The following is a 24,186-nucleotide window of genomic DNA, read 5'->3' on the forward strand; positions in this document are numbered from 1 at the left end:
GATGAGCACTCGACATTTCACTGCTACACAGGTCGCCGCAATCACCGGCGCCGCTCGCGGCATTGGTCTGGCTATCGCTGAACGACTGGCGCGCCAAGGCGTATTTGTCTATCTGTTGGACCGCGACGAAGCAGCACTCGCCGCAAGTGTTGAGGCCTTGACGGGGCATGGTTTGAAAGTCGCCGGCATTGCGCTGGACTTGACCGAAGGTGAGGCCGTCAATGCAGCGTTTGCGCGGATCCACGAAGCCCACGGGACGCTCGACTTTCTCGTCAATAACGCCGGTGTGGTCAGGGACAAGCGTTTCCTGAGCATGACTGAGCAGGATTGGGACCTGGTCGTCGATACCAACTTGCGTGCCCAGTTTCTGTGCTGCAAGGCCGCCCTGCCGTTGATGCTGGAAAAAGGCTTCGGCCGTATCGTCAACATGTCCTCCAGGGCCTGGCTCGGCGGTTTCGGTCAGGCCAACTACTCGGCGGCCAAGGGCGGCGTGGTGAGTTTGACCCGCAGCCTAGCCATCGAGTTTGCCGCCAAGGGCATCACTGTCAACGCGATCGCGCCCGGCATTGTCGATACCCCGCTGTTCCAGAGCTTCGCCCCTGAGGTTCAGGCAAAACTCAAGGAAACCGTGCCGGTAAAACGCATCGGTACCCCAGAGGACATCGCCAACGCCGTCGAGTTTTTCCTCGACCCGGCCAGTTCCTATGTGACCGGACAAACCTTGTATGTCTGTGGCGGACGCAGTCTGTCATCGGCCAGTGTTTGAGGTGAGCGCCATGTCAGTCTCAATGGAACTACAGGGTGCGATTGCGCTGATCACACTGGATCGTCCGCAGGCCTTGAATGCCCTCGATCTGGACTCGCTCCAGGTCCTTCGGGAGCACCTGGTGAATGTGCGCGATAACCCCGCGCTGCGCGTCGCCGTCATCACCGGTGCCGGCGAGCGGGCGTTTTGCGTCGGCGCGGACCTTAAAAGTACCCGTTCTTCGTCAGCCTCATATGCCCAGGCGCTGTTCCTGGCCAATGACCCTGCTGCCGATGCCGGTCTTTACATCCGCTTGATGGACCTCAGCGACCTCGACCTGCACAAGCCACTGATTGCCGCTGTCAACGGTCACTGCCTGGGCGGTGGCCTGGAGCTGGCGTTGCAATGCGACCTGCGCATCGCCTGCAGCAGCGCCTCCTTCGGGCTGCCCGAGGCTGCCGTGGGCTCTATCCCTGCGGTCAGTGGTTTGCACCGGCTGATGCGGGCGATACCGGCGGCCCCTGCCATGCAGATGGCCTTGACCGGGCAACGCATCGATGCACACCAGGCACACAGCATCGGCCTGATCTCCGAACGGCTGGACAGCCACGACGCATTGCTGGCGCGTGCCATGGAGCTCGCCGAGCGAATTGCACAGCAGGCGCCACTGGCCATACAGGCACTGCAAACCCTGTCACGCAGCACTGCGCACCTCAGCGACCGCGATGCCCAGCGGTTGACCGAGTTGTACTGGGGGGTGCTGCGCGATACCGAAGATCGAATCGAGGGCCGTCAAGCCTTCGCCGAGAAACGTGTACCGCACTACAAGGGCCGCTAGGTGGCCCGAGGAGAGATCATGCAATTGCACAATCCCTTTCTTCAGGGCCTGGGTGTCAAGTTGATCCGCTGGGAACCGGGAGAGGCCGAATTTCAGCTGCACATCGCCGAACAACATCTCAACCGTCAGGGCGCCTTGCACGGCGGGATGATCGCCACACTGATGGACGCGGCGTGTGGCTATGCAGGCTTGCACACTGGCGAAGGCGAAGCTGAGATCCATGGACTCACCGCAATGTTGAACATTGCCTACCTGCAACCGGCATTCGAAGGGAGCGTTAGCGCATTGGGCCGGGTTCGCCGCGCCGGCAGGAGCCTCTACTTCGCCGAAGCCGAGCTGCTGTCCGACACCGGCGTTCTTCTGGCCACCGCCCAAGGGACCTTCAAGAAACCCCGGGCGTCGATCCGCGGAGGTAATCATGTTACGTAACGCACTGGAGGGCCTCACCGTCCTCGATTTCACCCAGATCGCCGCAGGCCCGACGGCGACCATGCTGATGGCCGACATGGGCGCTCGTGTGATCAAGGTCGAACCCCGCGAAGGAGAGCTGGGTCGCACCCTGGGGCCAGCCTGGGTGGGCGAGGACAGTGCGCTTTACCACGCTTTCAATCGCGGCAAGCAATGCATTGGCCTGGACCTCAAGCACCCGGACAGCATCGAGGTCATCAAACGCCTGGTGCTGCAAGCCGATGTGCTGATCGAAAGCATGCGCCCAGGTGTGATGACGCGGCTGGGCCTGGGTTATGAAACCCTCGCCGCACTCAAGCCTGACCTGATCTATTGCTCGATCTCGGCCTACGGCCAGGAAGGACCCTATTCGGACCGGGCGGGTGTCGACGGGATTCTACAAGCGGATTCCGGCCTGATGAGCCTGATTGGCACGCCGGGCTCGGCGCCCTGCAAAGTGCAGGCTCCGGTGGTGGACGTGGTCACTGGCTACATGGCCTGCATGGCCGTATTGGCCAAGCTGCACGCCCGTCAGAGCGATGGTTTGGGCGGCCATCTGGATGTCAGCCTGATGAATTCGGCGCTTGCACTGCAACAGTCGTCCATCACCAGCTATCTGAGTGATGGAAAGTTGCCGACTCGCATCGGCAGCGGCGCACCCTACTCGGCACCCAACGAAGCCTTCCAGACTGCGGATGGCTGGCTGATGGTTGCGGCCTACAACGGCAACCGCTGGCCGACCCTGTGCAAAGTACTGAACCACGAAGAATGGATCACCGACCCACGCTACGTCAGCTCCGCACAGCGAGTCGTCCACCGCGCTGAGATGTGCGCCGCGTTGACTGACGTTTTCATCAGCAAACCAACGGCCCATTGGCTGCAGGTGTTGCATGAAGCGGACATTCTCTGTTCGAAGGTGGCCGACTACAGCGATCTGATGACGCATCCACAGATTGCCAGCAATCGCATGCTGGTTGAGCTCAACGATCCTGTACAGGGCGTCGTGCGGGTCCCGGGGTTCCCCATCAACAGCGTGCAGGCTGCGCAAACAGCCTATGGGCCCGCCCCGCAAAACGGTGAACATTCGCGCTCGGTGCTGCGCGACTTTGCGTTTTCCGAAGCACAGATTGCCGCGCTACAGGCATCGAAGGCATTGCACTGTAGCGACGCCCTCTGACGGCCAATGGCTGAAACCCGGGCCCTTTCATCGCAACGCGGTGGAGGGTCCCGGGTTTTTTCTTTTCTGCAAAACACCTGGTTGTTCAAGCTCGCGGCAAATATCGCGGAACCTGAAGCGCACCACTACGATATTTCGTACCGAGCCACTACGAAACTCCGTATTTATACGCAAATTCGTGATCCGGAGATGAACCCCGAGGGGCTTTCAAGACGTTTTAAGTTTTAATTTATCGTTGTATTTCAATAAGTTGATGATCGCCAAGACCAACAGGATTCAAGTGGCACACTTCTCGCTCCAGTCCCTGTAACCGATCGGCCGATCCCGGCCATCGATAACAGCAAGTACTACTGGAGACGACGACATGCCCAATGTGGACATTGCCCACTATCAAGACGGCGACTTTTTGGTCAACTACGAAGAAAAGGTCTTCGAGGACGTCAAGGCCGCACCCGGTGACAAGGCCCTGTTGACCTTCCACACGATCGCCTTCGAAGGCTCCATTGGCCTGGTCAACATGCTGCAAGCCAAGCGCCTGCTGCGCAAAGGTTTTGAAACCAAGATCCTGCTCTACGGGCCAGGCGTGCAACTTGGCGTGCAACGCGGCTTCCCCACCTTGGGCGCCGAGGCCTTCCCCGGCCACTTGGCCGTCAATAACCAGATCAAGGCATTCATGGCTGAAGGCGGTGAAGTCTATGCCTGCCGCTTTGCCTTGCAGGCGCTGTATGGGCAAACCGAAAAAGCCCTGATCGAAGGCATTCGCCCAATCAACCCTCTGGATGTCATGGACCTGCGTCTGCTGATGCGTCGTGAGGGCGCGATGATCATCGATACCTGGACTGCCTGAGTCGCGGCCCGCCCGCTCCGCGCAGGAAGCGGGCGGGCCTGCAAAGACCTTCAGCCTCACTCCGCCGCCCCAAGGAATTACCCCATGCCCGTTATTCGCGCCGCCGCCGTGCAGTTCAGTCCCGTGCTTTACTCGCGCCAGGCAACCGTCGACAAACTCTGCCGCCAGCTGCTGGAACTGGGCCGCGAAGGCGTGCAGTTTGCTGTCTTTCCGGAAACCGTGGTGCCGTACTACCCCTACTTCTCGTTCGTGCAGCCGCCCTGTGCCATGGCCAGGCAACACCTCATGCTGCTCGAAGAGTCGGTCACCGTGCCCTCGGACGTCACCCGCCAGATCGGCGAAGCCTGCCGCGAAGCTAACCTCGTCGCCTGCATCGGTGTCAACGAACGCGATGGCGGCACAATCTACAACGCTCAACTGCTGTTCGACGCCGACGGCACGCTTATCCAGCACCGACGCAAGATAACCCCCACCTATCACGAGCGCATGGTCTGGGGCCAGGGCGATGGCTCCGGTCTGCGCGCTACCGACAGCGCCGTCGGCCGCATCGGCGCCCTCGCTTGTTGGGAACATTACAACCCGCTGGCGCGCTACGCGCTGATGGCCGATGCAGAACAGATTCACGCAGCGATGTTCCCCGGTTCCCTGGTCGGTCAGATCTTCGCTGATCAGATCGAAGTCACCATCCGCCATCACGCCCTGGAAAGCGGCTGTTTTGTGGTCAACGCCACTGCCTGGTTGGATGCCGGGCAACAGGCACAAATCATGGCCGACACAGGTTGTGCCATCGAACCTATCTCAGGTGGTTGCTTCACGGCCATCGTTTCGCCGGAAGGCAAGCTGCTCGCGCAGATGACCGAGGGCGAAGGGGTGATCATCGCCGACCTCGACTTTGCCTTGATCGACAAGCGTAAACGCATGATGGATTCAGTCGGCCATTACAGCCGCCCGGAATTGCTCAGCCTGCAGATCGACCGCCGAGTCACGGCACATGTGCATGAGCGTGGCGAGGCTTGCGAACATGAATAGCCCAATGATTGCCAGCGATCTGCTGGCCCAACTGCAATGCCATGGCGTTCGCTGGCAAGGCGCCGAAGGTCTGAGCCGCAAGGGCGGAGCGGGCCCGTCGGACCACAAGGCGCTGAGCCTGGGCGCGCACACCGCCATGGTGCCGATGCTCAACCGCGCCTCCCTGGACTCGCCCTACTCTGCCGAACCTGACGCCACCGGCGGCCAGGCGCTGATCTTTCGCGAAGGCTTGCAGGTTGGCCTGGTACAACTGCCGGGCGTGCCGAATTTCTACAGTTTGAGCACCGAAGACGGTACGCCGTACTGGAAGATCGCCACGTTGCACAGCAAGGACGTGTTGGCCACAACCGTGCTGCAACACTGCATCCGCATGAACGAAGCGGCCACCTCCTGCCAGTTCTGCGCCATCGACCAGTCCCTGACGTCGGGCAAGACCATTGCCCGCAAGCGCCCTGCACAATTGGCAGCGGTCGCAAAAGCGGCGGTCGAGCTGGACGGCGTCAAGCACATGGTGATGACCACTGGCACGCCGCAGACGCCCGACCGTGGTGCGGCAATCCTTTGCGAATCGGCGGCGGCCGTAACGGCCGCGGTCGACCTTCCCATCCAGGCCCAATGCGAGCCGCCAGACGACGATGTCTGGTTCGAGCGTCTCAAGGACAGCGGCGTGGTCTCGCTGGGCATGCACCTGGAAGCAGTCACCGACGAAGTTCGCCGGCGGATCATGCCGGGCAAGGCCGAAGTCCCGTTGCAACGCTACTTCAGCGCCTTCGAGGCCGCGGTCAAGGTCTTCGGCCATGGCCAGGTCAGCACCTACATCCTCGCCGGACTTGGCGACAGCGAGGAGGCCATCGCCAACATGTGCGAAAGGCTCGCACGCATGGGCGTATACCCCTTCGTGGTGCCCTTCGTGCCCATCGACGGCACTCCACTGGCCCACCACCCAAAACCCGACAGCGCCTTTATGCAACGGCTCTATCCGCGTATCGGTGCGAGCTTGCGCCGGCATGGGCTGCATTCGGACAACATCAACGCCGGCTGCGCCAAATGCGGCGCCTGCTCGGCCCTGAAACATTACGAGTGACAGGAGCCTGACCATGGCCGAACACGCATTTGCCTTGAGCGAAGACACGTTCCGGGATTTTCTCGCCGACGATTTGCTCGTCAAGCCAGCCAGTGAAACCTGGGAGCGCAGCGGATATTACGCACTGCGCCGCACAGTGTTCTGCGAAGAACAACGTTTGCTGGAGAAAGACAAGGACGAACGCGACTTTCAGGCCATTCCCATTGTTGCCATCGCCCACCACTGCGGCATGCCGGAACAAGTGATTGGCGCCGTGCGGATCTACCAGACCGAGCCCGGTGTCTGGTTCGGCGGTCGCCTATGCGTGGAGCGGGCCTACCGCCGCCACGGCATGATCGGCAAAGCCCTCGTCAACGAAGCGGTATCGCGGGCTATCGACCTGGGCTGCCAGACCTTCCTGGCCACCGTGCAGGTTGCCAACCAGCAGTATTTCCATGGCTTGCACTGGCAGACGCTTGAGGCAATCGAGCTGCTTGGCCAGCCCCACATGCTGATGCAGGCAGACCTTGATTGCTATCCCTTCATGCGGCGTCAGGTTGCCTTGACGCCTCGCCGGAGCCGCTGTCATGGGGACTGATCTGCACACCCTGTTGGCAGCATTGAAGAACACGCCAGCAATGCGTTCCAAACAAGCTATCCAGCAACCAGCGCGATTCATGCAAGCGTTGACGTGCAGCGACGATGCGCGCTACGCGTTACCCGGTGACGACACCGCAGCCATCCGTTGTGGCGACCAATACCAACTGCTCGCCATCGAGGGCATGCTGCCGAACTTTGTCGCCCAGGCGCCGTGGTTCGCCGGTTGGTCGTCTGTCATGGCCAACGTCAGTGATATTACCGCCATGGGCGGTCGCGCCACGGCAGTGGTCAATGCCTATTGGCATCACGATGTCGAAGCAGCCGACAGCGTGCTCGCCGGCATTCGCGACGCCTGCAATGCCTATGGCCTGATCCTCGCGGGCGGTCACACCAGCCTCACCCCGGACAATCCGACGGCACTCGCCGTGGCGATCACTGGCTGGGCCCGGAGCCTGCTCTCGAGCCTTCATGTCGCGCCCGGTCAGGCCCTGGCCATGGTCGTGGACCTGAACGGCCAATGGCACGGCCAGGCGCCGTACTGGAAAGCGTTCGAAGGTGTGCCCGGCGAACGATTGCGGGAAAAGCTCGAAGTCATTCCGCGCCTGGCCGAGGCAGGCCTGTTGCTGGCCGCCAAGGACATCAGCAACGCGGGGATTCTTGGTTCCTTGCTGATGTTGCTGGAGCCGACAGGATGTGGCGCGCGAGTCGATCTCGGCGCCCTGCCCCGACCTGGGAATGCGCCTTTGGAACGCTGGCTGCAAGCCTTCCCCAGCTACGGCTTCCTGTTGACCCTCAAGCCAGAAGACCTGGCCACTGTGCAGGCGGCCTTCGCCTTTGAAGGTTTGCACTGCGCGCCAATCGGCACGATCAACGACAGCGCCAGCCTCGACGTACAACTGGCCAACCAGCACGACGAATTCTGGAACTTGCGACGACAGCCCTTTACCGGTTTCAGCTACCCCAACCTGATCAAGGAGCACTGACATGCCCGCCGTCAACATCCGCTTGCGCTGGCCCGATGGCCAGGAGAGCAACGCCTACTCGCCGTCCACCACCATCTACGACTACCTGCAAGCGGGTCAAAGCTATCCCCTCGACGAATTTCTGCGCCGGGCGGAAACCGGCCTCAACAACGCCTCCGAACGGGTCAGGCAGGTCAAGGGTTTTTATTGCAGCGCTGCGATGGACACGCTCGGCAGCCTGCGCCTGAGCGCGAGCAAGTTCAATGCGCGCGAGGCGCAGGTCGAGGTACTGGAAATCAAGAACCAGGGCGCCGGGCAGGTTAACTACGCCGGATTTTCCGACATTTGAATCACGACTTCTCAGAGGACCACAGCATGAATCACTACAAAGCGATCGTCGTCGGCGGCGGCCAGGCAGGCCTTTCTGCCAGTTACTACCTGCAACAGCAAGACATCGACCACCTGGTGCTGGAAAAGCACACCCTGACCCACACCTGGCGCAACCAGCGCTGGGACGCCTTTTGCCTGGTGACTCCCAACTGGCAATGCGCCCTGCCCGGCTATCCCTATGCCGGTGACGACCCGCACGGGTTCATGAAAAAGGATCAGATCATCCGCTACCTGGACGGATTCATCGCCAAGGTCAACGCCCCGGTGCGTGAGGGCGTGACCGTACAGCGCATGAGCGCCCGCGCAGAAGGCGGTTACCTGCTCAACACCAGTGCAGGCGACTTCAGCGCCGACCAGGTCATCGTCGCCAGCGGCGGCTACCACACCCCGATCATTCCGCGCCTGGCCGAACGCCTGCCAGCCGAGATCAAGCAAATCCACTCCGAACAGTACCGCAACCCCGATGCGCTGCCAGAGGGTGCAGTCCTGGTGGTCGGCTCTGGGCAGTCCGGCGCGCAAATCGCCGAAGACCTGCACCTGGCCGGCCGCAAAGTCTTCCTTGCAGTAGGCGATGCGCCGCGCTGCGCGCGCTTTCACCGCGGCAAAGACGTGGTCGACTGGCTGGCCGAGATGGGCTACTACGACATCGGTGTTGATGTGCACCCTCTGCGCGAGGGCGTACGCGACAACACTAACCATTACGTCACCGGCCGTGACGGCGGGCGTGACATTGACCTGCGCCGCTTCGCCAGCGAAGGCATGCAACTGTTCGGCCGCCTGGAAAGCCTGGACGGCACCACCCTGAAGTTCGCCCCTGATCTTGGCACCAACCTCGACGCAGCGGATGCCGTGTACAACCGAATCAATGCGAGCATCGACAAGTACATTGCGGAAAAAGGTATTGAGGCCCCCGCCGGCACGGTCTATGAGCCACTGTGGACGCCCGGGCAGGAAACCACCGATCTGAACCTGGCAGGCTCGGGCATCACCAGCATCATCTGGTGCATCGGCTTCCAGCCGGACTTTACCTGGGTCGACGTCCCCGTATTCAACGGCCGCAGCTATCCCGGCCATCAACGCGGCGTGACCGCCCGGAAGGGCCTGTACTTCCTCGGTTTGCCATGGCTACACACTTGGGGCTCGGGGCGGTTTTCCGGGGTGGCGCGCGATGCGCAGTTCGTGGTCGAGCATCTCGCTGCTTGCCGCTGACCTTTCGGCGGGCATTTATCCGTCGGCCCTGCGCGGGCCGACGTCAGGGGTTTCGCATGCATAACGTCAGCCTCGAACAGACTTACCTCGCCAGCATGCCCAATCTGGCGTACACCGGCTTGTCCGAAAACTGGCTGCTCAAGGAATGCGGTCACCAACACTGGCTGGCGCTCGCCGGACTCTACGACCGACCACTCCCCGATTTTGTCGACGCACAGGGGCGCACAGCCTATGCCGCCTTCACCCTGGTCAAAAGCCAGGGGCTGCAGTTGCAGGCGATCACCGAGAATCGCTCGTTCAGGATAGAAACAAAACTCGGCCGGGCGGGCCAAACCCGGCATTACAGCGAACATCGGCTAATGCTCGGCCAGCGTTGCGTCGCAGAAATCAGCCTGATGTCGGCCTTTGTCAGCCGCCATACGCCGGGGGACAACCGTAGCGTCGCCAAAGCCAGCCTCAGGGGCACAGCACCGATTGAGGCCACCCTCCCCACCTCCCTGCAAACCTTGCATGCGTTCGGCAAACAGCTGCGTAAAGGCGACTGGCTCAAGCACTTCGAGATCAGCCGTGCCGCGTCATCAGCAACATCGGTCTTCTCATTCACCCCTTGCCCCGACGTCGACTTCAATGGCGCCGAATTTCTTTACTTTGCCAACTTCCAGGCGCTGGTCGAGCGCGCCGAGTGGAGCGTACTGGGGCTGCGCCGCCCAGGTTTGGTAAGGCAACGTGAAATCCACTTCCACGGCAACCTCAACATTGGCGACAGCGTTCACGTTCATCTGCATACCGCAGAAGCTGGCCAACATTCACGGCATTGGTGCGAGGTTTTTCGCCAGTCCGATGGCTACAAGCTTGCCGATGTCTTTACCGAGAAAACCTGGCTTCGGGAGTGCACAAGGCCATGACTCGTTCTCCGTTGTACCGCGCCCCCGGCCTGCAACTCAAAGCGCTTTACCGCCCCTGCGATCTTGCCGGCATCGAACATCTGGATAGCGATCCGGGCAAGCCGCCTTATCTGCGCGGCCCCTACGCCAGCATGTACACCCACAAACCCTGGACGATCCGTCAATACAGCGGTTTTGCCGACGCCCGGTTGTCCAATCAGCGTTTACGCCAAAGCCTCGCCGAGGGGGCCCAGGGACTGTCCGTTGCATTCGATCTGCCGACCCATCGTGGTTACGATTCTGACGACACTCACTGCAGCGCCGACGTCGGCAAGGCCGGCGTGGCCATCGACAGTGTCGAGGACATGCTTGAATTGTTCGACGGCATTGCACTGGACCGGGTTTCCGTGTCGATGACAATGAACGGCGCGGTTCTTCCAGTTCTGGCAGCCTTTATCGTGGCCGCCCAGGAGCGCGGCATCGCCAGGGAGCAACTGAGCGGTACCATCCAGAACGACATTCTCAAAGAGTTCATGGTGCGCAACACTTATATCTTTGCGCCCGAACCTTCGCTGCGGATCTGCACCGATATCATCGAATACCTCGCCCGGCACATGCCACGTTTCAACCCCATTTCAGTGTCCGGCTATCACTTCCAGGAAGCCGGCGCCGATCCAATACTCGAATTGGCACTGACCCTCCTCAACGCGCGAACCTATGTCGAGCAGGTGCGACTTAGAGGGCTGGATATCAACGCCTTTTGCGCGCGAATGAGCTTCTTCTTTGGTGTCGGCAACGACTTCTTTACGGAGGTGGCAAAGCTACGGGCTGCGCGTGTTTTATGGAATGAGATCAGCGAACAGATGGGGGCCGACAAGCCGAGCGCCAGGGCCATGCGCATGCATTGCCAAACCTCCGGCTGGACGTTATGCGCACAGGACCCGATGAACAATGTCGTGCGCACGACCGCACAGGCCATGGCCGCAGTATTTGGCGGCACCCAGTCACTGCACACCAATGCCTGGGATGAAGCCCTCGCACTGCCCAGCGCAAGTTCGGCAAGGCTGGCAAGCAACACCCAACAAGTCCTGCAAGAAGAAACCGGTCTGACCGATGTCATTGACCCTTGGGCCGGCTCCTACATGATGGAGTCCTTGACCGCGTCAGTGTGCCGCGAGGTTCGCGCGTGTATTGCACGCATAGACAGCGAAGGCGGCGTGGTCGCGGCGATCAATAATGGCTCGATCAGCACGATGATCCATGCCCAGGCAGTGCAGACACAAGCGCGGCTCGATACCGGAGCGCTACGACGGGTCGGAGAACGGACAGCCAGCCCGACATCGCAAGCCCTCCATACGGCCTATCCGGTGGACAGCTGCGCGGTGCGTCAGCGTCAGAACCAGCGACTCACGCAATTGCGTATCAGGCGAGACGAGGCGGCGGTACAGGCGCACCTTCAGGCGCTCACCCATTGCGCACGGAACGGTCAGGGCAATCTGCTGGAACTCGGCATTGCCGCGATCAGCGTCAGAGCGACCGTAGGTGAGTGTACGAAGGCACTGGAGAAAGCCTGGCCTCGTCACCGTCAGGCACCTGCTTTTCTACCCCGCGGCTATGGTGCCCTGCGCGGCCAATTACCTGGTTGGTCGGCACTTTGTGTACGTACTTCACGCTTTTCGACACAGCATGGCCGGCCGCCACAGGTACTGCTCGGAAAACTCGGCCAGGATGGCCATGATCGCGGGATCCGCTTGATCGCCTCAGTGCTCGTCGAAGCAGGATTTCGGGTCACGATGCTGCCACTGTTCCAGAGTCCAGCCGAACTGCTGGCCTCCATGAACGCCGATGGGCCGGTCGATCTGATCGGATTTTCCAGCCTTGCAGGTGCGCACAACGAAATACTCTGCGACCTGCTCCTACAGCTGCATCGCCAGCGCATCGACGTTCCCGTCGTGCTGGGCGGGATCATTGCGCAATCGGACATCGCCTCACTCACCCAGCAGGGTGTGCGTGCCGTCTTCGGCCCAGGAGACGATGTGCTCGAAATCGCCAATCAGTTGATGAGCCTTGTCGAGCAACAATCTGTTCAAAGCCGCGCACGGAATGCGGCAGGATTCAGCGGCGCCGAAACAGCGGCCGGGGCTCAATCGCCAAGCGCCCATACTGCACGCTCATACCAGCCAGCCCCCTGAGGGCGTCGTCAGGGGATTTGTCTTCACGCACCGCAATTTGCTCGGTACTCAACGACGGGGCGATCACTTTGCCCAAGGCTGCGCTTGCGCTGATATTCATTACAGATTCAGATCTCGTATAAAAACAGGATCAGACTCAACTGAACCTGCCCGGTAGGCGCGCCCTATCTGATATCTTTTTTTTAAACGGTTGTTCTGCCTGTTTTACCTCAAACAACTAGCACCTGACCTTTCACCGCTGGCGCTCATCACATCAATCTGCGATGGTTTTTTACGGCTCATCTGATGCTATCAATGAACCCCGAACTCCCGTAGATATACGAAAATTCGTAACGCCACGAGATGTCGTACCCATGAACGAAACCGACTCCATCACTGGCTGGGCCGACCTGGCCTACTCTTCACGACATATGGTTTTCGAGCATTGCGCCGAAGCCATTGCCCTGCTCAACCCCTTCTCCGACCGCTTGGTGGACCTGAACATCGCAACCTGCAAGTTGCTCGGTTACCCGCGTCAGGAACTGCTTGATCTGCCTGTGAGCAAACTGTTTGGTCATCAGTTGGCGGACTTGATCGTGTTTACCCAAGCCGTCATGGACAAAGGTCGCGGCTGGACTGAAGAACTGAGTTGCAACTGCAAGACCGGTGAGCGCATCGAATTGACGATTTCTGCCACAACCTTGCAGATCAAGGGCCAGCAGCAGCTTATCCTGGTACTGCGAGAACTGAGCCATGAGCAATACCAGCGTGACCAGGCCCACACTGAGCGCACCATGCGCGGCGGGCTGATCGAGTGGCGCAATATCCTCAACCTGTTCCAGGAATCGGAGCGTGATAACCAGTTACTGCTCAGTTCGGTGGGGGACGGTATCTACAGCATCAACACAGAGGGCCTGGCTACTTTTGTCAATCCGGCCGGGGCTCGGATGCTGGGTTGGGAGCCCAAGGACATGATCGGCAAGAACATCCACCGCATACACCACCACACCCATGCCGACGGCAGCCATTACCCGGTCGAGAGCTGTCCGATCTACAAGGCGGTGCGTGATGGTGTGGTTCATGAAGGACGCCAGGAGATTTTCTGGCGCCGCGATGGCAGTTCGTTCCCGGTGGAGTTCACCAGTACTCCAGTGATTTCCGATGGCCGAATCGTCGGGGCCGTGGTGGTTTTTCGGGATATTACCGAACGGCGCAATACCGAAAACCAACTGCAAAGTGCGCTTGATGAGCTGCAGGTACTGAAAAAACGGCTGGAAGAGCAAAACGCCTACTTGCAGGAAGAGATTCATATCGAGCACAACTTCCGCGAAATCGTTGGCCAGAGCGCCCCCATTCTAAAAATCATCAAGCAGATCGACGTGGTTGCCCCTACCGATGCCAGCGTACTGATCAACGGCGAGTCGGGCACGGGTAAGGAATTGATCGCCCGTGCGATTCATCAGGCCAGCCGTCGCAACGCAAGTCCGCTGATCCGGGTCAACTGCGCGGCAATTCCCACCGAGCTGTTTGAAAGCGAATTCTTCGGACATATCCGTGGCGCCTTTACCGGTGCTGTCCGCGATCGCGTCGGGCGCTTCGAACTGGCCGATGGCGGCACGCTGTTTCTCGACGAGATTGGCGAAATCCCCCTGGAGCTGCAAAGCAAGCTGCTGCGGGTTTTGCAGGAAGGCCAATTCGAACGGGTCGGCGAGGAGCGCACGCGCAAGGTCGATGTCCGGATCATTGCTGCCACCAATCGGGACTTGCGTCTGGAAGTGGCGGACAAGCGTTTTCGCGAAGACTTGTATTTTCGCCTTAACGTATTCCCGATCCAGTCTCCCGCACTTCGCGATCGTCCCATGGACATCGCGCCGCTCGCTGCGCACTTCCTTAAACAAACCGCAAAGCGGCTAAACATGCCTGGGCGTCGACTGCGCAACCTGGATATCGAGCGCCTGCAGCGCTACTCCTGGCCGGGCAATATCCGCGAGCTGCAAAACGTCATTGAGCGTGCGCTGATCACTTCAATCGGCGTAGACCTGACGCTCGATCTGCCCGAAGAGAACAAACACAGTCCTCTGCTGACTCAACCCTCCAGCATCTCCCCCACGATCATGACCGACGCCCAGTTGCGCGAACTGGAGCGCAACAACATGCAGGCTGCGCTCAAGGCCGCTGACGGCAGATTGTTTGGCAAAGGTGGAGCCGCTGAACTTCTTGGGCTGAAACCCACGACGTTGGCTTCAAGGTTCAAACGGCTGGATATCAAGCCCGGATAGCATCATGTCAGCCGCCCGCTTGCCTGCGATGGGTTGCTGAACGCCTTGCGGAGCTCAGCGCGGGCTGGGAGCAGCGGCTAACGGGTCAGGTTGTGTCGGCCTGAACACCAGACCCGAGGCAAACACTACGCCCAGAATGACGCCGCCAGCGCCAAGCAGTTGCCAGACATTGGGTGCTACACCCAACACCGAGGAAACCAGCATGGTGAACACTGGGGCCAGATTGAAAAAGATCGACGTGCGTGCGGCGCCGATGGCGTGGATGCCTTTGAACCACAGCAAGTACGCAATCAACGAGCCGCAGACCGCCAGGTAGATGACTGCACCATGAATGGACAGCGAAGCGGTACTGATGCTGGCAACCGGAGCCTCATAGATGAATCCCAGCACAATCAGGCCAATGACACCGAACAACATCGAGAAGGTTGTTGTTTCCAGCGGCGTTGCATTTTTGACAAAGCGCCGTGTGCCGACCATGTTCGCAGCCCATGCAATGCTGCCGGCCAGAATGATCGCATCACCGGTGGCCACTTTCAGCCCCAGAAGCACCTGGATATCCCCTCGGGTGATCACCAGGCCGACGCCCAGCAAGCCCAATACGAGACCTATGGCACGCCCGCGATCAATGCGATCGCCCTCAAGCAGAACTGCAAAGAGCATGGTCCAGAGCGGCGTGGTCGCCAGGATCAATGCGCCGTTGATGGGGGTGGTGCTTTGCAGGCCAAAGAATGTCGCAAGGTTGAACGCAGTGAATCCAAGCAGGCCCAGGCCGATAAAAGCCACCAGATTGTTCTTCAGCGTGCTCAGGCGCAACTTGCCGGCCAGACCGAAAATCAGTACGAGTAACAGGGTAGAAATCGAAAAGCGCTCAATGGAAGCGCTGATGGGTGCCATGCTCTTGATGATGTAGGCACCCGCGTTGAAGTTGGTGCCCCAGAAAAATGTGGCACCCACGATGCCGGCATACGCGAGAGGCGTTGATTTAGACATGGCTTTTTCCTCGTCAAGTCGTGCGATGAAAACCCGGCAGCACGCGGGGCTCTTTGCACCTGTTTGTCAGGTGTTGAAAGATTCTTGCAGACCCGTCGACGGGGAAAAATTCCCCATTTATTCACCTGTCATATGAGAAAACGCCCATGTTTGACTGGGAGGATCTTCGCTATTTCATTGTCTTCGCCCATGAACACTCTTTATCGGCGGCGGCACGCAAGCTCAAGGTCGACCATGCCACCGTGGCGCGCCGCATCAGCGCCCTCGAGGGCTCGCTTAACCTCAAACTGGTGGACCGCCGCCCTCGCTCGTACGTGATCACCGAAGACGGGGAACGTATCGCTCAGCTGGGGCGACGCATGGAAAGCGAATCCTTCGCGGTGCAGCGGACCGCGTTGGCCGGGCAGGAAAGCTATACCGGCGAAGTCATCGTCAGTGCCCCGCCAGCGCTCGCCTGTACCCTGATCGCGCCCCGCATCAATGAATTGCGCATGAAACATCCGCAGCTGTCCCTGCAATTGATCGGTAGCCTGGGCAGCGCTTCCTTATCACGACGGGAGGCGGATATAGCTGTGCGACTGAGCCGCCCCACAGAGCCGGACCTGGTGGCCCGCAAGGTTGCGACGTTGCCGTTCCACCTCTACGGCTCGGCGGACTATTTGGCCAACACCGCCGCGCAGGACCTGACTTTCATCGCCTACGACGAGACGATGGAACAAACACCACAGCAGGACTGGCTCCAGGCGCAAGCGGGTGATCGTCCTATCCTGCTGCGCAGCAATGACCTGAATATCCAGGCCACCTGCGCTCAAGCAGGCGCCGGTGTTGCCGCACTGCCCTACTTCCTGGGTCGCCACTACGGTCTGCAAGCGATGGAGACCGTGGGAGCGGATTTTGCGCGGGAAGTGTGGCTAGTGGTCCATAGCGACATCCGCTATACCCCGGCTGTGCAGGCGGTAATGAGTTTTCTCGCATCCTGCTTTGATAACTGAACCCGTGCACAGGGACGGATGTGCATTTTTGCGGACGCTGCCCGCACTTTTTCAGGCTGGCGAAGGGAACTATCCAGCGGCAAAAATAGGATCACGAATGCCCGATCACTCCATTCATACCCTTCGAGGATTTCAGTGACCGACACGCACCCAAAACCAACGGTTGTTGCTTCCGTTTTGTTGGCTATCGCACAGATTATGGTCTGGGGTGGTTCATTTTTTTTGATGGCGATGCTTGCAGGCCCGGTGGTCAAGGACACGGGCTGGTCACAGCAATGGGTGTACGGCTCACTGTCGCTAGGCATTTTAATTTCTGGGCTGCTGGCACCGATGGTCGGCCGCGGGATCGCCAGGATCGGTGGTCGACTGGTCCTTGCAAGCAGTGGCCTCATCATCGCATTGGGCCTGTTCTTGCTCGCCAGCGCCCCCAACCTGCCTTGTTTCGTTCTGGCCTGGGTGGTGATTGGTATCGGTATGGCGGTTGGACTTTACGACCCTTTGTTTGCCGCGCTGGGGCAACTCTATGGAGACAATGCGCGCAGTGCGATCACCCGGATCACGCTGATTTCGGGTTTCTGCACCACCATTGTCTGGCCACTGATTGCCATCCTCATCGAGCACCTCGGCTGGCGGGAAACCTGTCTGGTGTACAGCGCTGGACTTGCGCTGATGGTGCTGCCGATCTACCTGTGGGTGTTTCCCAAGCACGTCCCCGCCGTGCAAACACCAAAGGTGCACTCAGGCATCGAACATGCGCTATCGAGCGTGGCGCAGGAAAGGATGTTCAAGCTACTGACCGCGGGCTTCATCCTGGCCTCGGTGATCATGACCGCCATTTCGGTGCAACTGATCGCGATACTACAAGCGCAAGGCATCTCGCTCCCTGCAGCCCTGGGTATTGCCGCATTGCTCGGCCCCAGCCAAGTGGGTGCCCGCGCCATCGACCTGTTCATCGGCAAGCAAACTCACCCGATCTGGAGCGCGTTAGGCTCTTCGGTGCTCGTCGCACTGGGTCTGCTGTGCGTGATTATGTCTCCTACGATGGCAGCCGTAGGCATCGTGCTCTACGGCGCAGGTAGCGGCATTCGTTCCATAGTTCGCGGCACTCTGCCCCTGGCGCTTTTCGGTGCGCGCATCTACCCGATCATACTGGGCCGAATTGCTCGCCCTACATTGATTGCGCAAGCATTGACACCTTTGGCAGGCGGGTACTTGCAGCAGCGTTATGGCGCAACGGTGACCATGATAGTCCTGGGTGGCCTTGCGCTAGTCAACGTCGTTCTCGTGTTGATGTTGTTGATTCAGGTACGCAAGACGTCGAAGCCGGACGGCACGAGGGCCGCGACGATAGCGTCTGACTGACGAGTCCCTCATGAGACTGCCCGCGTTGAGAAGGACCATGGGCCTTGACGCTCACTCACGAACAGCATCAGCCTAGCGATCATCTTCATGAATGGATGCGGGGTGCCGGCAGATCGCATCCACCTCAATTGCCATATAGGGATGTAACGGCAGTTGCATCAACAAGTCGTGCAGTTCCTGCACGCTGTCAACGTCAAAGATGCTGTAATTGGCGTAGTGCCCGGCGATGCGCCACAGGTGACGCCACTTCCCTTGTTGTTGCAGGCGCTTCGCCAAGGCTACCTCATCAGCCTTGAGCTGGGAGGCGAGTTCAGGGGGCATGTCGAATGGCAAATTCACGGTCATTTTCACATGGAACAGCATGATGCTCTCCTCAAGTTTGATGAACGATGGGGAGGGAGCCAACTGCTCCCACCCTTCAACCTCCAGTTAGCGGCAGACTCGCACTACCGCTGGCCATCAAGCGAACGCACGACCGCATCGCACGATAATAGTCGATGGGCATCCCCCTGTTCATTCGCGTGCTGCTGGCCCCATTCCTGAAGCGACGAAATCAGCGGCTGAAGACTCAACCCCAATGGCGTCAGCATGTAATCGACGCGTTGCGGCTCTTCAGGATAGGTTTTTCGCCAAACAATACCGTGTTCTTCCAGCGCCTTGAGCTGTTGAATCAAAACTTTCTGCGAGATGCCGGCAATTTGCGCCTCTATCTCACACGTCCGCTTGGGACCCTCCAGCAACACATGGATGATGACGGCTTTCCAGCGTCCTGAAATGATTCCAAGGGCACGCTCGATGGGTAGGCGGGGAAGCAATTTTGTCAGGGTCATAGGGCGATTAAATCTTGCATACCAAAGGGTGTGTAGATAGGAGAATAAGCGCTAACTAATCTGGTTCTCCAGTCCACTTTGGAGTTAATTCAGATGTCCTCCTTGTTCAAGGCTTATACACGAGGTCCCCTTAAACTGAAAAACCGCATCGTCATGGCCCCCATGACCCGATCGCGCACCTCCAGCGGGGATGTCCCCAATGCGCTGATGGCGGCCTATTATGCGCAACGAGTGAGCGCTGGCCTGATCATTACGGAAGCTACAGATGTCTCGGCATCTAGCAATGGCTATGCGTGCACCCCCGGCATTTATACAGCGGAGCAGACTCAAGGTTGGCGCCTGGTAACCGACCGAGTCCATCTCCACGGCGGAACGATTTTTCTGCAAATCTGGCATGTCGGCAGAATGGCCCATCATACAATGCTACCTAACGGAGAGGCACCGCGTGGTGCGACCGATGAGCGGGCAGCACAATCCCAAGTATTTATCTACGACAGTACCGGCAAGGCGGTTTTCGTTCCCGCGGATACGCCGCGCAAGATTGAGACCGACGAGGTCGCAGATCTGCTCGATGAGTTCACCCTCGCTTTCAGGAACGCAAGGGCTGCCAAGTTTGATGGTGTGGAAATTCACGGGGCCAATGGTTATCTCTTCGATCAGTTCATGAACTCGACCCTTAACACGCGCTCAGATCAGTTCGGGGGGCAGACACCTCAAACACGCACGCGCCTGCTGCTGGATGTGGTCGATCTGGCGATTCGCGAACTGGGGGCCGGCAAGGTCGGCGTTCGCGTTTCCCCCTTCGGAAAATTCAATAGCATGCCGTCTGACCCATTCGCTGAAGAAACATTGCTGTACCTGTGCAGCGAGTTGAATCGCCGTGAGATTGCTTATCTGCATGTCGTTTACCAACCGTTACCTGCAGGCAACACGGTGGACAGTGAGTTTAACGAAAAGAATCTAAGTGACGACTTGGTGCGCAAGGTGCGAAAAGCCTTTCAGGGGACATTGATCTGGTGTGGAGGATTTGACCAAAACTCGGCTCGGGCGGCATTGGATGAAGGCTGGGCAGACCTGATTGCTTTCGGCAGACCCTTCATTGCCAATCCAGATTTAGTGGAGCGCATGACAAACAATTGGCCGCTCGCTGAAGCGCATCCTGACACCTTCTATACACGCGACGGTGAGAAGGGCTATACCGACTTCCCGTTTTTTCAGTAAGCCGGAAAGCGCCCGTCAAATCACACTTTGTGTGATTTGACGGGCGCAAACACGATCAGCGCGTCTATTGCGTCTGCATCAACCTTCGGCAAAGCATCGCGATGGATTCGGTGACGGACCGGTCCATTGCATTGACCGAACCCACCGTTTTGGTGACACCCGAGATCATCGACAGTAAACACTGCGAAGTCAGGTCGATATTGCACACTTGAAACTGGCCATGCCGAATGCCCTGAACAATGATTTCGCTGAGCGCCCCCAAGTATCGCCCATGAAGTGCAACCAGTCGGGTTTGCAATCCATCATCGACGTGGCGCAATTCACGCTCGAACAACCGTTCTTCATTGGCGAACGCTGAGCTGCGTTGTAAATGGAACAACACAAACGCATTGAGGTTTTCCAGCGCGCCCCGACGCTTGGGTTTGCAAACTTTCCAATCGTCGAGCCGCCGTTGCAGCACTGAGCTGAGCACCTGCTCGAGCAGCTCAACCTTGCCAGGAAAATGATAGTAGAGACTACCCGCGTGCACTCCGAGCGTCTTGGCCAACATACGCATCGACATTGCACTGTAACCACAGTCGAGCATCAAGAGCGTGGCCGCCTGCACAATGTCAGCTTCGCACAATGCAGGCCGTTGTTTGAAAACCGCGTTCATTCTCGATCGAACTCTGCTTATCCATTACGCATAGACCGGTAATCGGCCCAGATCGATCACCCATCTGGTTAGCGCGATTCGGTATCTGAGGCAAAACCGCTTACGACCTTTCATGAGCCAGCACCTGACGCGCACGGCGCAGTACCGGCGCATCGATCATCTGGCCATCAAGTCGAAACGCTCCGCCTTCATGTTCAGCCGCGGCCAGGACTTTGCGTGCCCACGCCAACTCCTCTCTAACCGGCGCAAATGCTTGCTGGACTGCTGCCACCTGTGCAGGATGAATACACAGCAAGCCATCAAAGCCCATACCGCGGGCGCGTCGCGCAGCGTGTGACAAACCATCGAGGTCACTGATGTCGGGAAAAACCGTATCGACCGGTGCCGCCAAACCTGCTGCCGCGCTTTGCAATACCAATTGATAGCGGACATGGTCGATGATCGTTGCGCCTCCTTCGGTACCTTTGATGCCCAGATCCAGGGCCAGATCCAGGCCACCGAAACTCAAGCGTTCCACCCCGGGGCCGCCAACGATTTGCTCTAGCGCAAGAAGTCCCTGGGCCGTTTCGATCAGTGGCCACACGGGTTTTGCGCAAACGGATAAGGCGTCGACCTGATCCACACTTTCTGTTTTGGGCAGAATCACGCCGATGACCCCCGGATGCCGGGCACAAAATTCAATGTCGGCAGTATGCTCGGCATGATCAGGAGCATTAATGCGTACCATGACCCGCGCCTGGCAATGACTGCGTAGAAACTCCGCCAGGTTCTGCCGCGCCTGTTGTTTGAGCGGTTCTTCTACAGCGTCCTCAAAATCAACGATAACCCGCCCTGCTCCGCTGGCCAGCGCCTTGGCGAAACGCTCCGGGCGACTACCCGGAACGAACAGTGCGGTGACGATCGCAGGCCCATTTCGCTTGCTCATATAACCGCTCCCTGTTTCATCTTCGCGATTGCGTCGCTGGTGTACCCGAGCTCAATGAGTATGGCTTCACTGTGCTCGCCCAATGCAGGGACTGCGCCCATGCGCGGTTCGAACGCACTATTGCTCGCCGGTGGCAACAAAGCCGGCAACACGCCTGCCGGACTGCCGATATCAACCCAGCGTTTGCGCGCCTTGAGTTGGGGATGGTTCCACAACCCACGCATGTCATTGACGTTGGCGTTGGCAATTTGCGCACGATCCAGCCGCTCGACGATTTGCGTTACGTTTAAATCAGCGAAGGTGTCGATAATGATTTGTCGCAGCGCCTTGCGATTAGCCGAGCGTTTGACGTTGGCGCAAAACCGCTCGTCCTGTTTGAGAGTCGGCATCAGCAGAACCTGATCACAAAACGCCGACCATTCACGCTCGTTTTGCAGGCCCAGCATGACCGCCCCGCCATCACCGGCAGGAAACGGACCATAGGGGTAAATCGTTGCGTGGGAAGCGCCTGCGCGTGGCGGCGGCGCTGCACCGTCGTAAGCGTAATACAGGGGAAAACTCATCCACTCAGCCAGGCTTTCAAGCATGCTGACGTCAACGCGGCTACCCTGCCCCGTACGTCCACGCAACAGGAGCGCCGACAGAACACCGCTGTACGCGTACATACCCGCCGCAATGTCTGCAATTGAACACCCGGCCTTTGCCATCTCGTCCTGACCCGCACCGCCCGTAACCGACAGAAATCCACTCTCGCTCTGAATCAACAAGTCATAAGCCTTCTTGTCCGAGTAGGGACCGCCCTCCCCGTACCCGGAAATATCGCAGACGACCAGTTGCGGGTACTTTTCGTGCAGTGCTTCAAAAGACAATCCCATCCGCGCCGCTGCGCCTGGCGCAAGGTTCTGAACCAACACATCGGCTTTAGCCAGTAGCGCGTCGAGAACGTTGTCGGCGCCTTCCGCTTTCACGTCCAGCGCCAGGCTCTCCTTGGAGCGGTTGCACCATACGAAGTGCGATGCCAGACCGTTGGTGCGCGTGTCATATCCGCGTGCAAAATCACCGACATTGGGCCGCTCGACCTTGATCACGCGCGCGCCCATATCCGCCAGCTGACGCGTGCAAAAGGGTGCGGCGATCGCGTGTTCAAGGCTGACGACCGTGATGCCGTCCAGCGGGCGCGATCTATCAAAGTGCTGACTCATGAACGGCTACTCCGCGAAGGTGGACAGGTCTTGGGCTTCACGCAACGCCCAGACACGGTCAATCAGAAGGCTAGATTCTTCAAGCGTTCGGGCTGCGGAAAACGCCAGTAACTGGCGGAATTTTTCCTCCAGCTCAGGCCGGGATAACGTGTTACCCGGATCGCCCTTAGGCTCATCGCAGCGGCCAAAGAGAACGCGACCATCGGTTGTGGTGACCTCTACACGGCCCAGCCAACGCTGGGGATAGGCTTGGTCGACTTGCAGGTCGAGCTCCATGCTGACGTTTTTGGCGAACGCGGCGACCTCTGGGTCGGTCAGCGCCAGCCGGTCGAACTCGGTTAGCCCAGCCTTGGCGTGTACCGCAATCAAACCCAGCACGGTGCCCATGGAAAACTTGGCCTGGTGCACGGTTTTTGGCAGGACGACTCGGCCCAGCACGTCGATGGCGGCTTGATGGACATGCGTGACCACCTTGGCGATCTGCTCGTGGGTCAGGCTCTGCTCACGCATCAAGGCCAGCAATGCATCCGCGGCGGGATGGGTGTGGCGACACGAGGCGTGGAATTTGAAAGAGGTTTCAAGCAATGCCCAACGACTGCCCAGGCCCAGTGATAATTTGCTCGGATCGGCATCGCTGGACATGCCTGCAGCCATGCCTTGATCACCCTCCAGAATATTGCGTGCCCCGGATAGACCTTCTTCAGTCAAGTACGCGGCGAGCAAACCGTCAGCAGCGGCTTTGGCCGTGTGCAGTTGCTTGGAGTCTGCGGCATCGCGCAAGAACTCCCACAACCCGGCGGCCTGGGTGCCTGCCGTCCCCAACAGGTTGATGAACTGCTCCTCGTTGAATCCAAGCAGCTTGCCTACCGCCACCGCTGACGCCAGCGTACCGACGGTCGCGGTGGTGTGGAAAATCCGGTAGTGCGAGCGCCCCAGGAACTCACCGATACGAATGCCGGCCTCATAGCCGGCAACCGAGGCCAACAACAGGTCACGGCCGGATTTGCCGCGCTCCTGCGCGGCAGCCAACACCGCCGGAAACACCACGGTCGCCGGATGCAGCACCGAGCTATTATGCAAGTCATCCTGCTCGACCAGATGCGATGATGCACCGTTGACCAAGGCCGCAAAATACGCCGAAGTGCCGCGACCATTGACCAGTATTTTGGCGTTACCGTGCGCCGGTCCCATCTTTTGCGCATAACGCTCGAACAGCGGGATCGGGTGCGCGCCCTGACTGGCAAACGCCGAACCGAGCCAGTCCAGGAACAAGTCTTCAGTGCGATCAAGAACACTGTCCGGGATGCTGGCGTACTCCAGTTCCGCGAGGAACTGCGCCAGTTGTTGTGTATGACTCATGACAGGCTC

Annotated in this window: 23 protein-coding genes and 2 pseudogenes; 17 read left to right on the forward strand and 8 right to left on the reverse strand. The window is 59.2% G+C overall.

Annotation, left to right across the window (positions count from 1 at the left end; translation table 11 throughout):
- Window position 1 precedes the first annotated feature (1 nt).
- The 13 genes and pseudogenes from ACM1ZW_RS25330 to scpA form a co-directional block, all read left to right on the forward strand.
- Window positions 2–766, forward strand: coding sequence for an SDR family NAD(P)-dependent oxidoreductase (locus ACM1ZW_RS25330; protein ID WP_017338921.1), 765 nt, complete (start codon window positions 2–4; stop codon window positions 764–766).
- Window positions 767–776: 10 nt separating this feature from the next.
- Entirely contained in the window at window positions 777–1,583 is an 807-nt protein-coding gene (locus ACM1ZW_RS25335) for an enoyl-CoA hydratase/isomerase family protein (RefSeq protein WP_031318940.1), read from the forward strand.
- A gap of 18 nt (window positions 1,584–1,601) precedes the next feature.
- Complete coding sequence (locus ACM1ZW_RS25340; RefSeq protein WP_017338923.1) at window positions 1,602–2,012, forward strand: PaaI family thioesterase; 411 nt, start codon at window positions 1,602–1,604, stop codon at window positions 2,010–2,012.
- The gene (locus tag ACM1ZW_RS25345; protein WP_414883879.1) at window positions 2,002–3,207 is read left to right on the forward strand and encodes a CaiB/BaiF CoA transferase family protein; all 1,206 of its coding nucleotides are present in this window, start codon (window positions 2,002–2,004) and stop codon (window positions 3,205–3,207) included. The genes ACM1ZW_RS25340 and ACM1ZW_RS25345 overlap by 11 nt, the downstream gene beginning before the upstream one ends.
- 364 nt (window positions 3,208–3,571) lie before the next feature.
- Window positions 3,572–4,054, forward strand: coding sequence for an MSMEG_0572/Sll0783 family nitrogen starvation response protein (locus ACM1ZW_RS25350; protein WP_017338925.1), 483 nt, complete (start codon window positions 3,572–3,574; stop codon window positions 4,052–4,054).
- 84 nt (window positions 4,055–4,138) lie between these two features.
- The gene (locus tag ACM1ZW_RS25355; protein ID WP_017338926.1) at window positions 4,139–5,083 is read left to right on the forward strand and encodes a Nit6803 family nitrilase; all 945 of its coding nucleotides are present in this window, start codon (window positions 4,139–4,141) and stop codon (window positions 5,081–5,083) included.
- Between the two features lie 4 nt (window positions 5,084–5,087).
- On the forward strand, window positions 5,088–6,167 hold the full coding sequence (locus ACM1ZW_RS25360) for an MSMEG_0568 family radical SAM protein (protein ID WP_416740844.1): 1,080 nt from the start codon (window positions 5,088–5,090) through the stop codon (window positions 6,165–6,167).
- Between the two features lie 13 nt (window positions 6,168–6,180).
- Entirely contained in the window at window positions 6,181–6,744 is a 564-nt protein-coding gene (locus tag ACM1ZW_RS25365; protein WP_017338928.1) for an MSMEG_0567/Sll0786 family nitrogen starvation N-acetyltransferase, read from the forward strand.
- The gene (locus ACM1ZW_RS25370) at window positions 6,734–7,729 is read left to right on the forward strand and encodes a sll0787 family AIR synthase-like protein (protein ID WP_416739606.1); all 996 of its coding nucleotides are present in this window, start codon (window positions 6,734–6,736) and stop codon (window positions 7,727–7,729) included. Before ACM1ZW_RS25365 ends, ACM1ZW_RS25370 begins: the two co-directional genes overlap by 11 nt.
- Window position 7,730: 1 nt before the next feature.
- Complete coding sequence (locus ACM1ZW_RS25375) at window positions 7,731–8,057, forward strand: MSMEG_0570 family nitrogen starvation response protein (protein ID WP_017338930.1); 327 nt, start codon at window positions 7,731–7,733, stop codon at window positions 8,055–8,057.
- 26 nt (window positions 8,058–8,083) lie between these two features.
- The gene (locus ACM1ZW_RS25380; protein ID WP_017338931.1) at window positions 8,084–9,307 is read left to right on the forward strand and encodes an MSMEG_0569 family flavin-dependent oxidoreductase; all 1,224 of its coding nucleotides are present in this window, start codon (window positions 8,084–8,086) and stop codon (window positions 9,305–9,307) included.
- Between the two features lie 95 nt (window positions 9,308–9,402).
- A complete protein-coding gene (locus tag ACM1ZW_RS25385) occupies window positions 9,403–10,212 on the forward strand; it encodes a Pnap_2097 family protein (protein WP_238588290.1) in 810 nt (269 codons plus the stop codon).
- Window positions 10,209–12,215, forward strand: a pseudogene (gene scpA, locus ACM1ZW_RS25390) (methylmalonyl-CoA mutase); the annotation flags it as partial. The gene ACM1ZW_RS25385 and the pseudogene scpA, both read left to right, overlap by 4 nt.
- Before the next feature lie 91 nt (window positions 12,216–12,306).
- Here scpA and ACM1ZW_RS25395 read toward each other — a convergent pair.
- Window positions 12,307–12,462 (reverse strand): annotated as a pseudogene (locus ACM1ZW_RS25395) (oxidoreductase); the annotation flags it as partial.
- A 274-nt stretch (window positions 12,463–12,736) separates the two neighbouring features.
- Between ACM1ZW_RS25395 and ACM1ZW_RS25400 the strand changes: the two are divergent.
- The gene (locus ACM1ZW_RS25400; RefSeq protein ID WP_416739607.1) at window positions 12,737–14,641 is read left to right on the forward strand and encodes a sigma 54-interacting transcriptional regulator; all 1,905 of its coding nucleotides are present in this window, start codon (window positions 12,737–12,739) and stop codon (window positions 14,639–14,641) included.
- A gap of 54 nt (window positions 14,642–14,695) precedes the next feature.
- On the opposite strand, the gene ACM1ZW_RS25405 is transcribed toward ACM1ZW_RS25400, so the two are convergent.
- The gene (locus ACM1ZW_RS25405) at window positions 14,696–15,631 is read right to left on the reverse strand and encodes a DMT family transporter (protein WP_017338935.1); all 936 of its coding nucleotides are present in this window, start codon (window positions 15,629–15,631) and stop codon (window positions 14,696–14,698) included.
- 146 nt (window positions 15,632–15,777) lie between these two features.
- Here ACM1ZW_RS25405 and ACM1ZW_RS25410 point away from each other — a divergent pair, with 146 nt between their 5' ends.
- Window positions 15,778–16,623 (forward strand): LysR family transcriptional regulator, encoded by an 846-nt coding sequence (locus tag ACM1ZW_RS25410; protein ID WP_416739608.1) that lies wholly within the window; start codon window positions 15,778–15,780, stop codon window positions 16,621–16,623.
- Between the two features lie 198 nt (window positions 16,624–16,821).
- A complete protein-coding gene (locus ACM1ZW_RS25415; protein ID WP_416740845.1) occupies window positions 16,822–17,985 on the forward strand; it encodes an MFS transporter in 1,164 nt (387 codons plus the stop codon).
- Between the two features lie 72 nt (window positions 17,986–18,057).
- Here the strand turns inward: ACM1ZW_RS25415 and catC are convergent, their stop codons facing one another.
- The gene (catC, locus tag ACM1ZW_RS25420; RefSeq protein WP_017338938.1) at window positions 18,058–18,348 is read right to left on the reverse strand and encodes a muconolactone Delta-isomerase; all 291 of its coding nucleotides are present in this window, start codon (window positions 18,346–18,348) and stop codon (window positions 18,058–18,060) included.
- Window positions 18,349–18,431: 83 nt separating this feature from the next.
- Window positions 18,432–18,815 (reverse strand): winged helix-turn-helix transcriptional regulator, encoded by a 384-nt coding sequence (locus ACM1ZW_RS25425; protein WP_017338939.1) that lies wholly within the window; start codon window positions 18,813–18,815, stop codon window positions 18,432–18,434.
- Between the two features lie 93 nt (window positions 18,816–18,908).
- Here ACM1ZW_RS25425 and ACM1ZW_RS25430 point away from each other — a divergent pair, with 93 nt between their 5' ends.
- The gene (locus ACM1ZW_RS25430; RefSeq protein ID WP_416739609.1) at window positions 18,909–20,036 is read left to right on the forward strand and encodes an alkene reductase; all 1,128 of its coding nucleotides are present in this window, start codon (window positions 18,909–18,911) and stop codon (window positions 20,034–20,036) included.
- Between the two features lie 64 nt (window positions 20,037–20,100).
- Here the strand turns inward: ACM1ZW_RS25430 and ACM1ZW_RS25435 are convergent, their stop codons facing one another.
- The 4 genes from ACM1ZW_RS25435 to ACM1ZW_RS25450 form a co-directional block, all read right to left on the reverse strand.
- Window positions 20,101–20,691, reverse strand: a complete 591-nt coding sequence (locus ACM1ZW_RS25435) for a TetR/AcrR family transcriptional regulator (RefSeq protein ID WP_416739610.1) — start codon at window positions 20,689–20,691, stop codon at window positions 20,101–20,103.
- A 100-nt stretch (window positions 20,692–20,791) separates the two neighbouring features.
- Window positions 20,792–21,616, reverse strand: a complete 825-nt coding sequence (locus ACM1ZW_RS25440; protein ID WP_416739611.1) for an HpcH/HpaI aldolase/citrate lyase family protein — start codon at window positions 21,614–21,616, stop codon at window positions 20,792–20,794.
- Window positions 21,613–22,818 (reverse strand): CaiB/BaiF CoA transferase family protein, encoded by a 1,206-nt coding sequence (locus tag ACM1ZW_RS25445; protein WP_416739612.1) that lies wholly within the window; start codon window positions 22,816–22,818, stop codon window positions 21,613–21,615. The genes ACM1ZW_RS25440 and ACM1ZW_RS25445 overlap by 4 nt, the downstream gene beginning before the upstream one ends.
- 6 nt (window positions 22,819–22,824) lie before the next feature.
- On the reverse strand, window positions 22,825–24,177 hold the full coding sequence (locus tag ACM1ZW_RS25450) for an MmgE/PrpD family protein (RefSeq protein ID WP_416739613.1): 1,353 nt from the start codon (window positions 24,175–24,177) through the stop codon (window positions 22,825–22,827).
- Window positions 24,178–24,186 lie beyond the last annotated feature (9 nt).

The organism is Pseudomonas sp. NFX71 (assembly GCF_048079215.1).
Lineage (GTDB): Bacteria > Pseudomonadota > Gammaproteobacteria > Pseudomonadales > Pseudomonadaceae > Aquipseudomonas > Aquipseudomonas fluorescens_B.

Coding starts and splice junctions, on each gene's coding strand:
- ACM1ZW_RS25330 (WP_017338921.1), top strand. CDS start 2: ATGAGCACTCGACATTTCACTGCTACACAGGTCGCCGCAATCACCGGC.
- ACM1ZW_RS25335 (WP_031318940.1), top strand. CDS start 777: ATGTCAGTCTCAATGGAACTACAGGGTGCGATTGCGCTGATCACACTG.
- ACM1ZW_RS25340 (WP_017338923.1), top strand. CDS start 1,602: ATGCAATTGCACAATCCCTTTCTTCAGGGCCTGGGTGTCAAGTTGATC.
- ACM1ZW_RS25345 (WP_414883879.1), top strand. CDS start 2,002: ATGTTACGTAACGCACTGGAGGGCCTCACCGTCCTCGATTTCACCCAG.
- ACM1ZW_RS25350 (WP_017338925.1), top strand. CDS start 3,572: ATGCCCAATGTGGACATTGCCCACTATCAAGACGGCGACTTTTTGGTC.
- ACM1ZW_RS25355 (WP_017338926.1), top strand. CDS start 4,139: ATGCCCGTTATTCGCGCCGCCGCCGTGCAGTTCAGTCCCGTGCTTTAC.
- ACM1ZW_RS25360 (WP_416740844.1), top strand. CDS start 5,088: ATGATTGCCAGCGATCTGCTGGCCCAACTGCAATGCCATGGCGTTCGC.
- ACM1ZW_RS25365 (WP_017338928.1), top strand. CDS start 6,181: ATGGCCGAACACGCATTTGCCTTGAGCGAAGACACGTTCCGGGATTTT.
- ACM1ZW_RS25370 (WP_416739606.1), top strand. CDS start 6,734: ATGGGGACTGATCTGCACACCCTGTTGGCAGCATTGAAGAACACGCCA.
- ACM1ZW_RS25375 (WP_017338930.1), top strand. CDS start 7,731: ATGCCCGCCGTCAACATCCGCTTGCGCTGGCCCGATGGCCAGGAGAGC.
- ACM1ZW_RS25380 (WP_017338931.1), top strand. CDS start 8,084: ATGAATCACTACAAAGCGATCGTCGTCGGCGGCGGCCAGGCAGGCCTT.
- ACM1ZW_RS25385 (WP_238588290.1), top strand. CDS start 9,403: ATGCCCAATCTGGCGTACACCGGCTTGTCCGAAAACTGGCTGCTCAAG.
- ACM1ZW_RS25400 (WP_416739607.1), top strand. CDS start 12,737: ATGAACGAAACCGACTCCATCACTGGCTGGGCCGACCTGGCCTACTCT.
- ACM1ZW_RS25405 (WP_017338935.1), bottom strand. CDS start 15,631: ATGTCTAAATCAACGCCTCTCGCGTATGCCGGCATCGTGGGTGCCACA.
- ACM1ZW_RS25410 (WP_416739608.1), top strand. CDS start 15,778: ATGTTTGACTGGGAGGATCTTCGCTATTTCATTGTCTTCGCCCATGAA.
- ACM1ZW_RS25415 (WP_416740845.1), top strand. CDS start 16,822: ATGGTCTGGGGTGGTTCATTTTTTTTGATGGCGATGCTTGCAGGCCCG.
- catC (WP_017338938.1), bottom strand. CDS start 18,348: ATGCTGTTCCATGTGAAAATGACCGTGAATTTGCCATTCGACATGCCC.
- ACM1ZW_RS25425 (WP_017338939.1), bottom strand. CDS start 18,815: ATGACCCTGACAAAATTGCTTCCCCGCCTACCCATCGAGCGTGCCCTT.
- ACM1ZW_RS25430 (WP_416739609.1), top strand. CDS start 18,909: ATGTCCTCCTTGTTCAAGGCTTATACACGAGGTCCCCTTAAACTGAAA.
- ACM1ZW_RS25435 (WP_416739610.1), bottom strand. CDS start 20,691: ATGAACGCGGTTTTCAAACAACGGCCTGCATTGTGCGAAGCTGACATT.
- ACM1ZW_RS25440 (WP_416739611.1), bottom strand. CDS start 21,616: ATGAGCAAGCGAAATGGGCCTGCGATCGTCACCGCACTGTTCGTTCCG.
- ACM1ZW_RS25445 (WP_416739612.1), bottom strand. CDS start 22,818: ATGAGTCAGCACTTTGATAGATCGCGCCCGCTGGACGGCATCACGGTC.
- ACM1ZW_RS25450 (WP_416739613.1), bottom strand. CDS start 24,177: ATGAGTCATACACAACAACTGGCGCAGTTCCTCGCGGAACTGGAGTAC.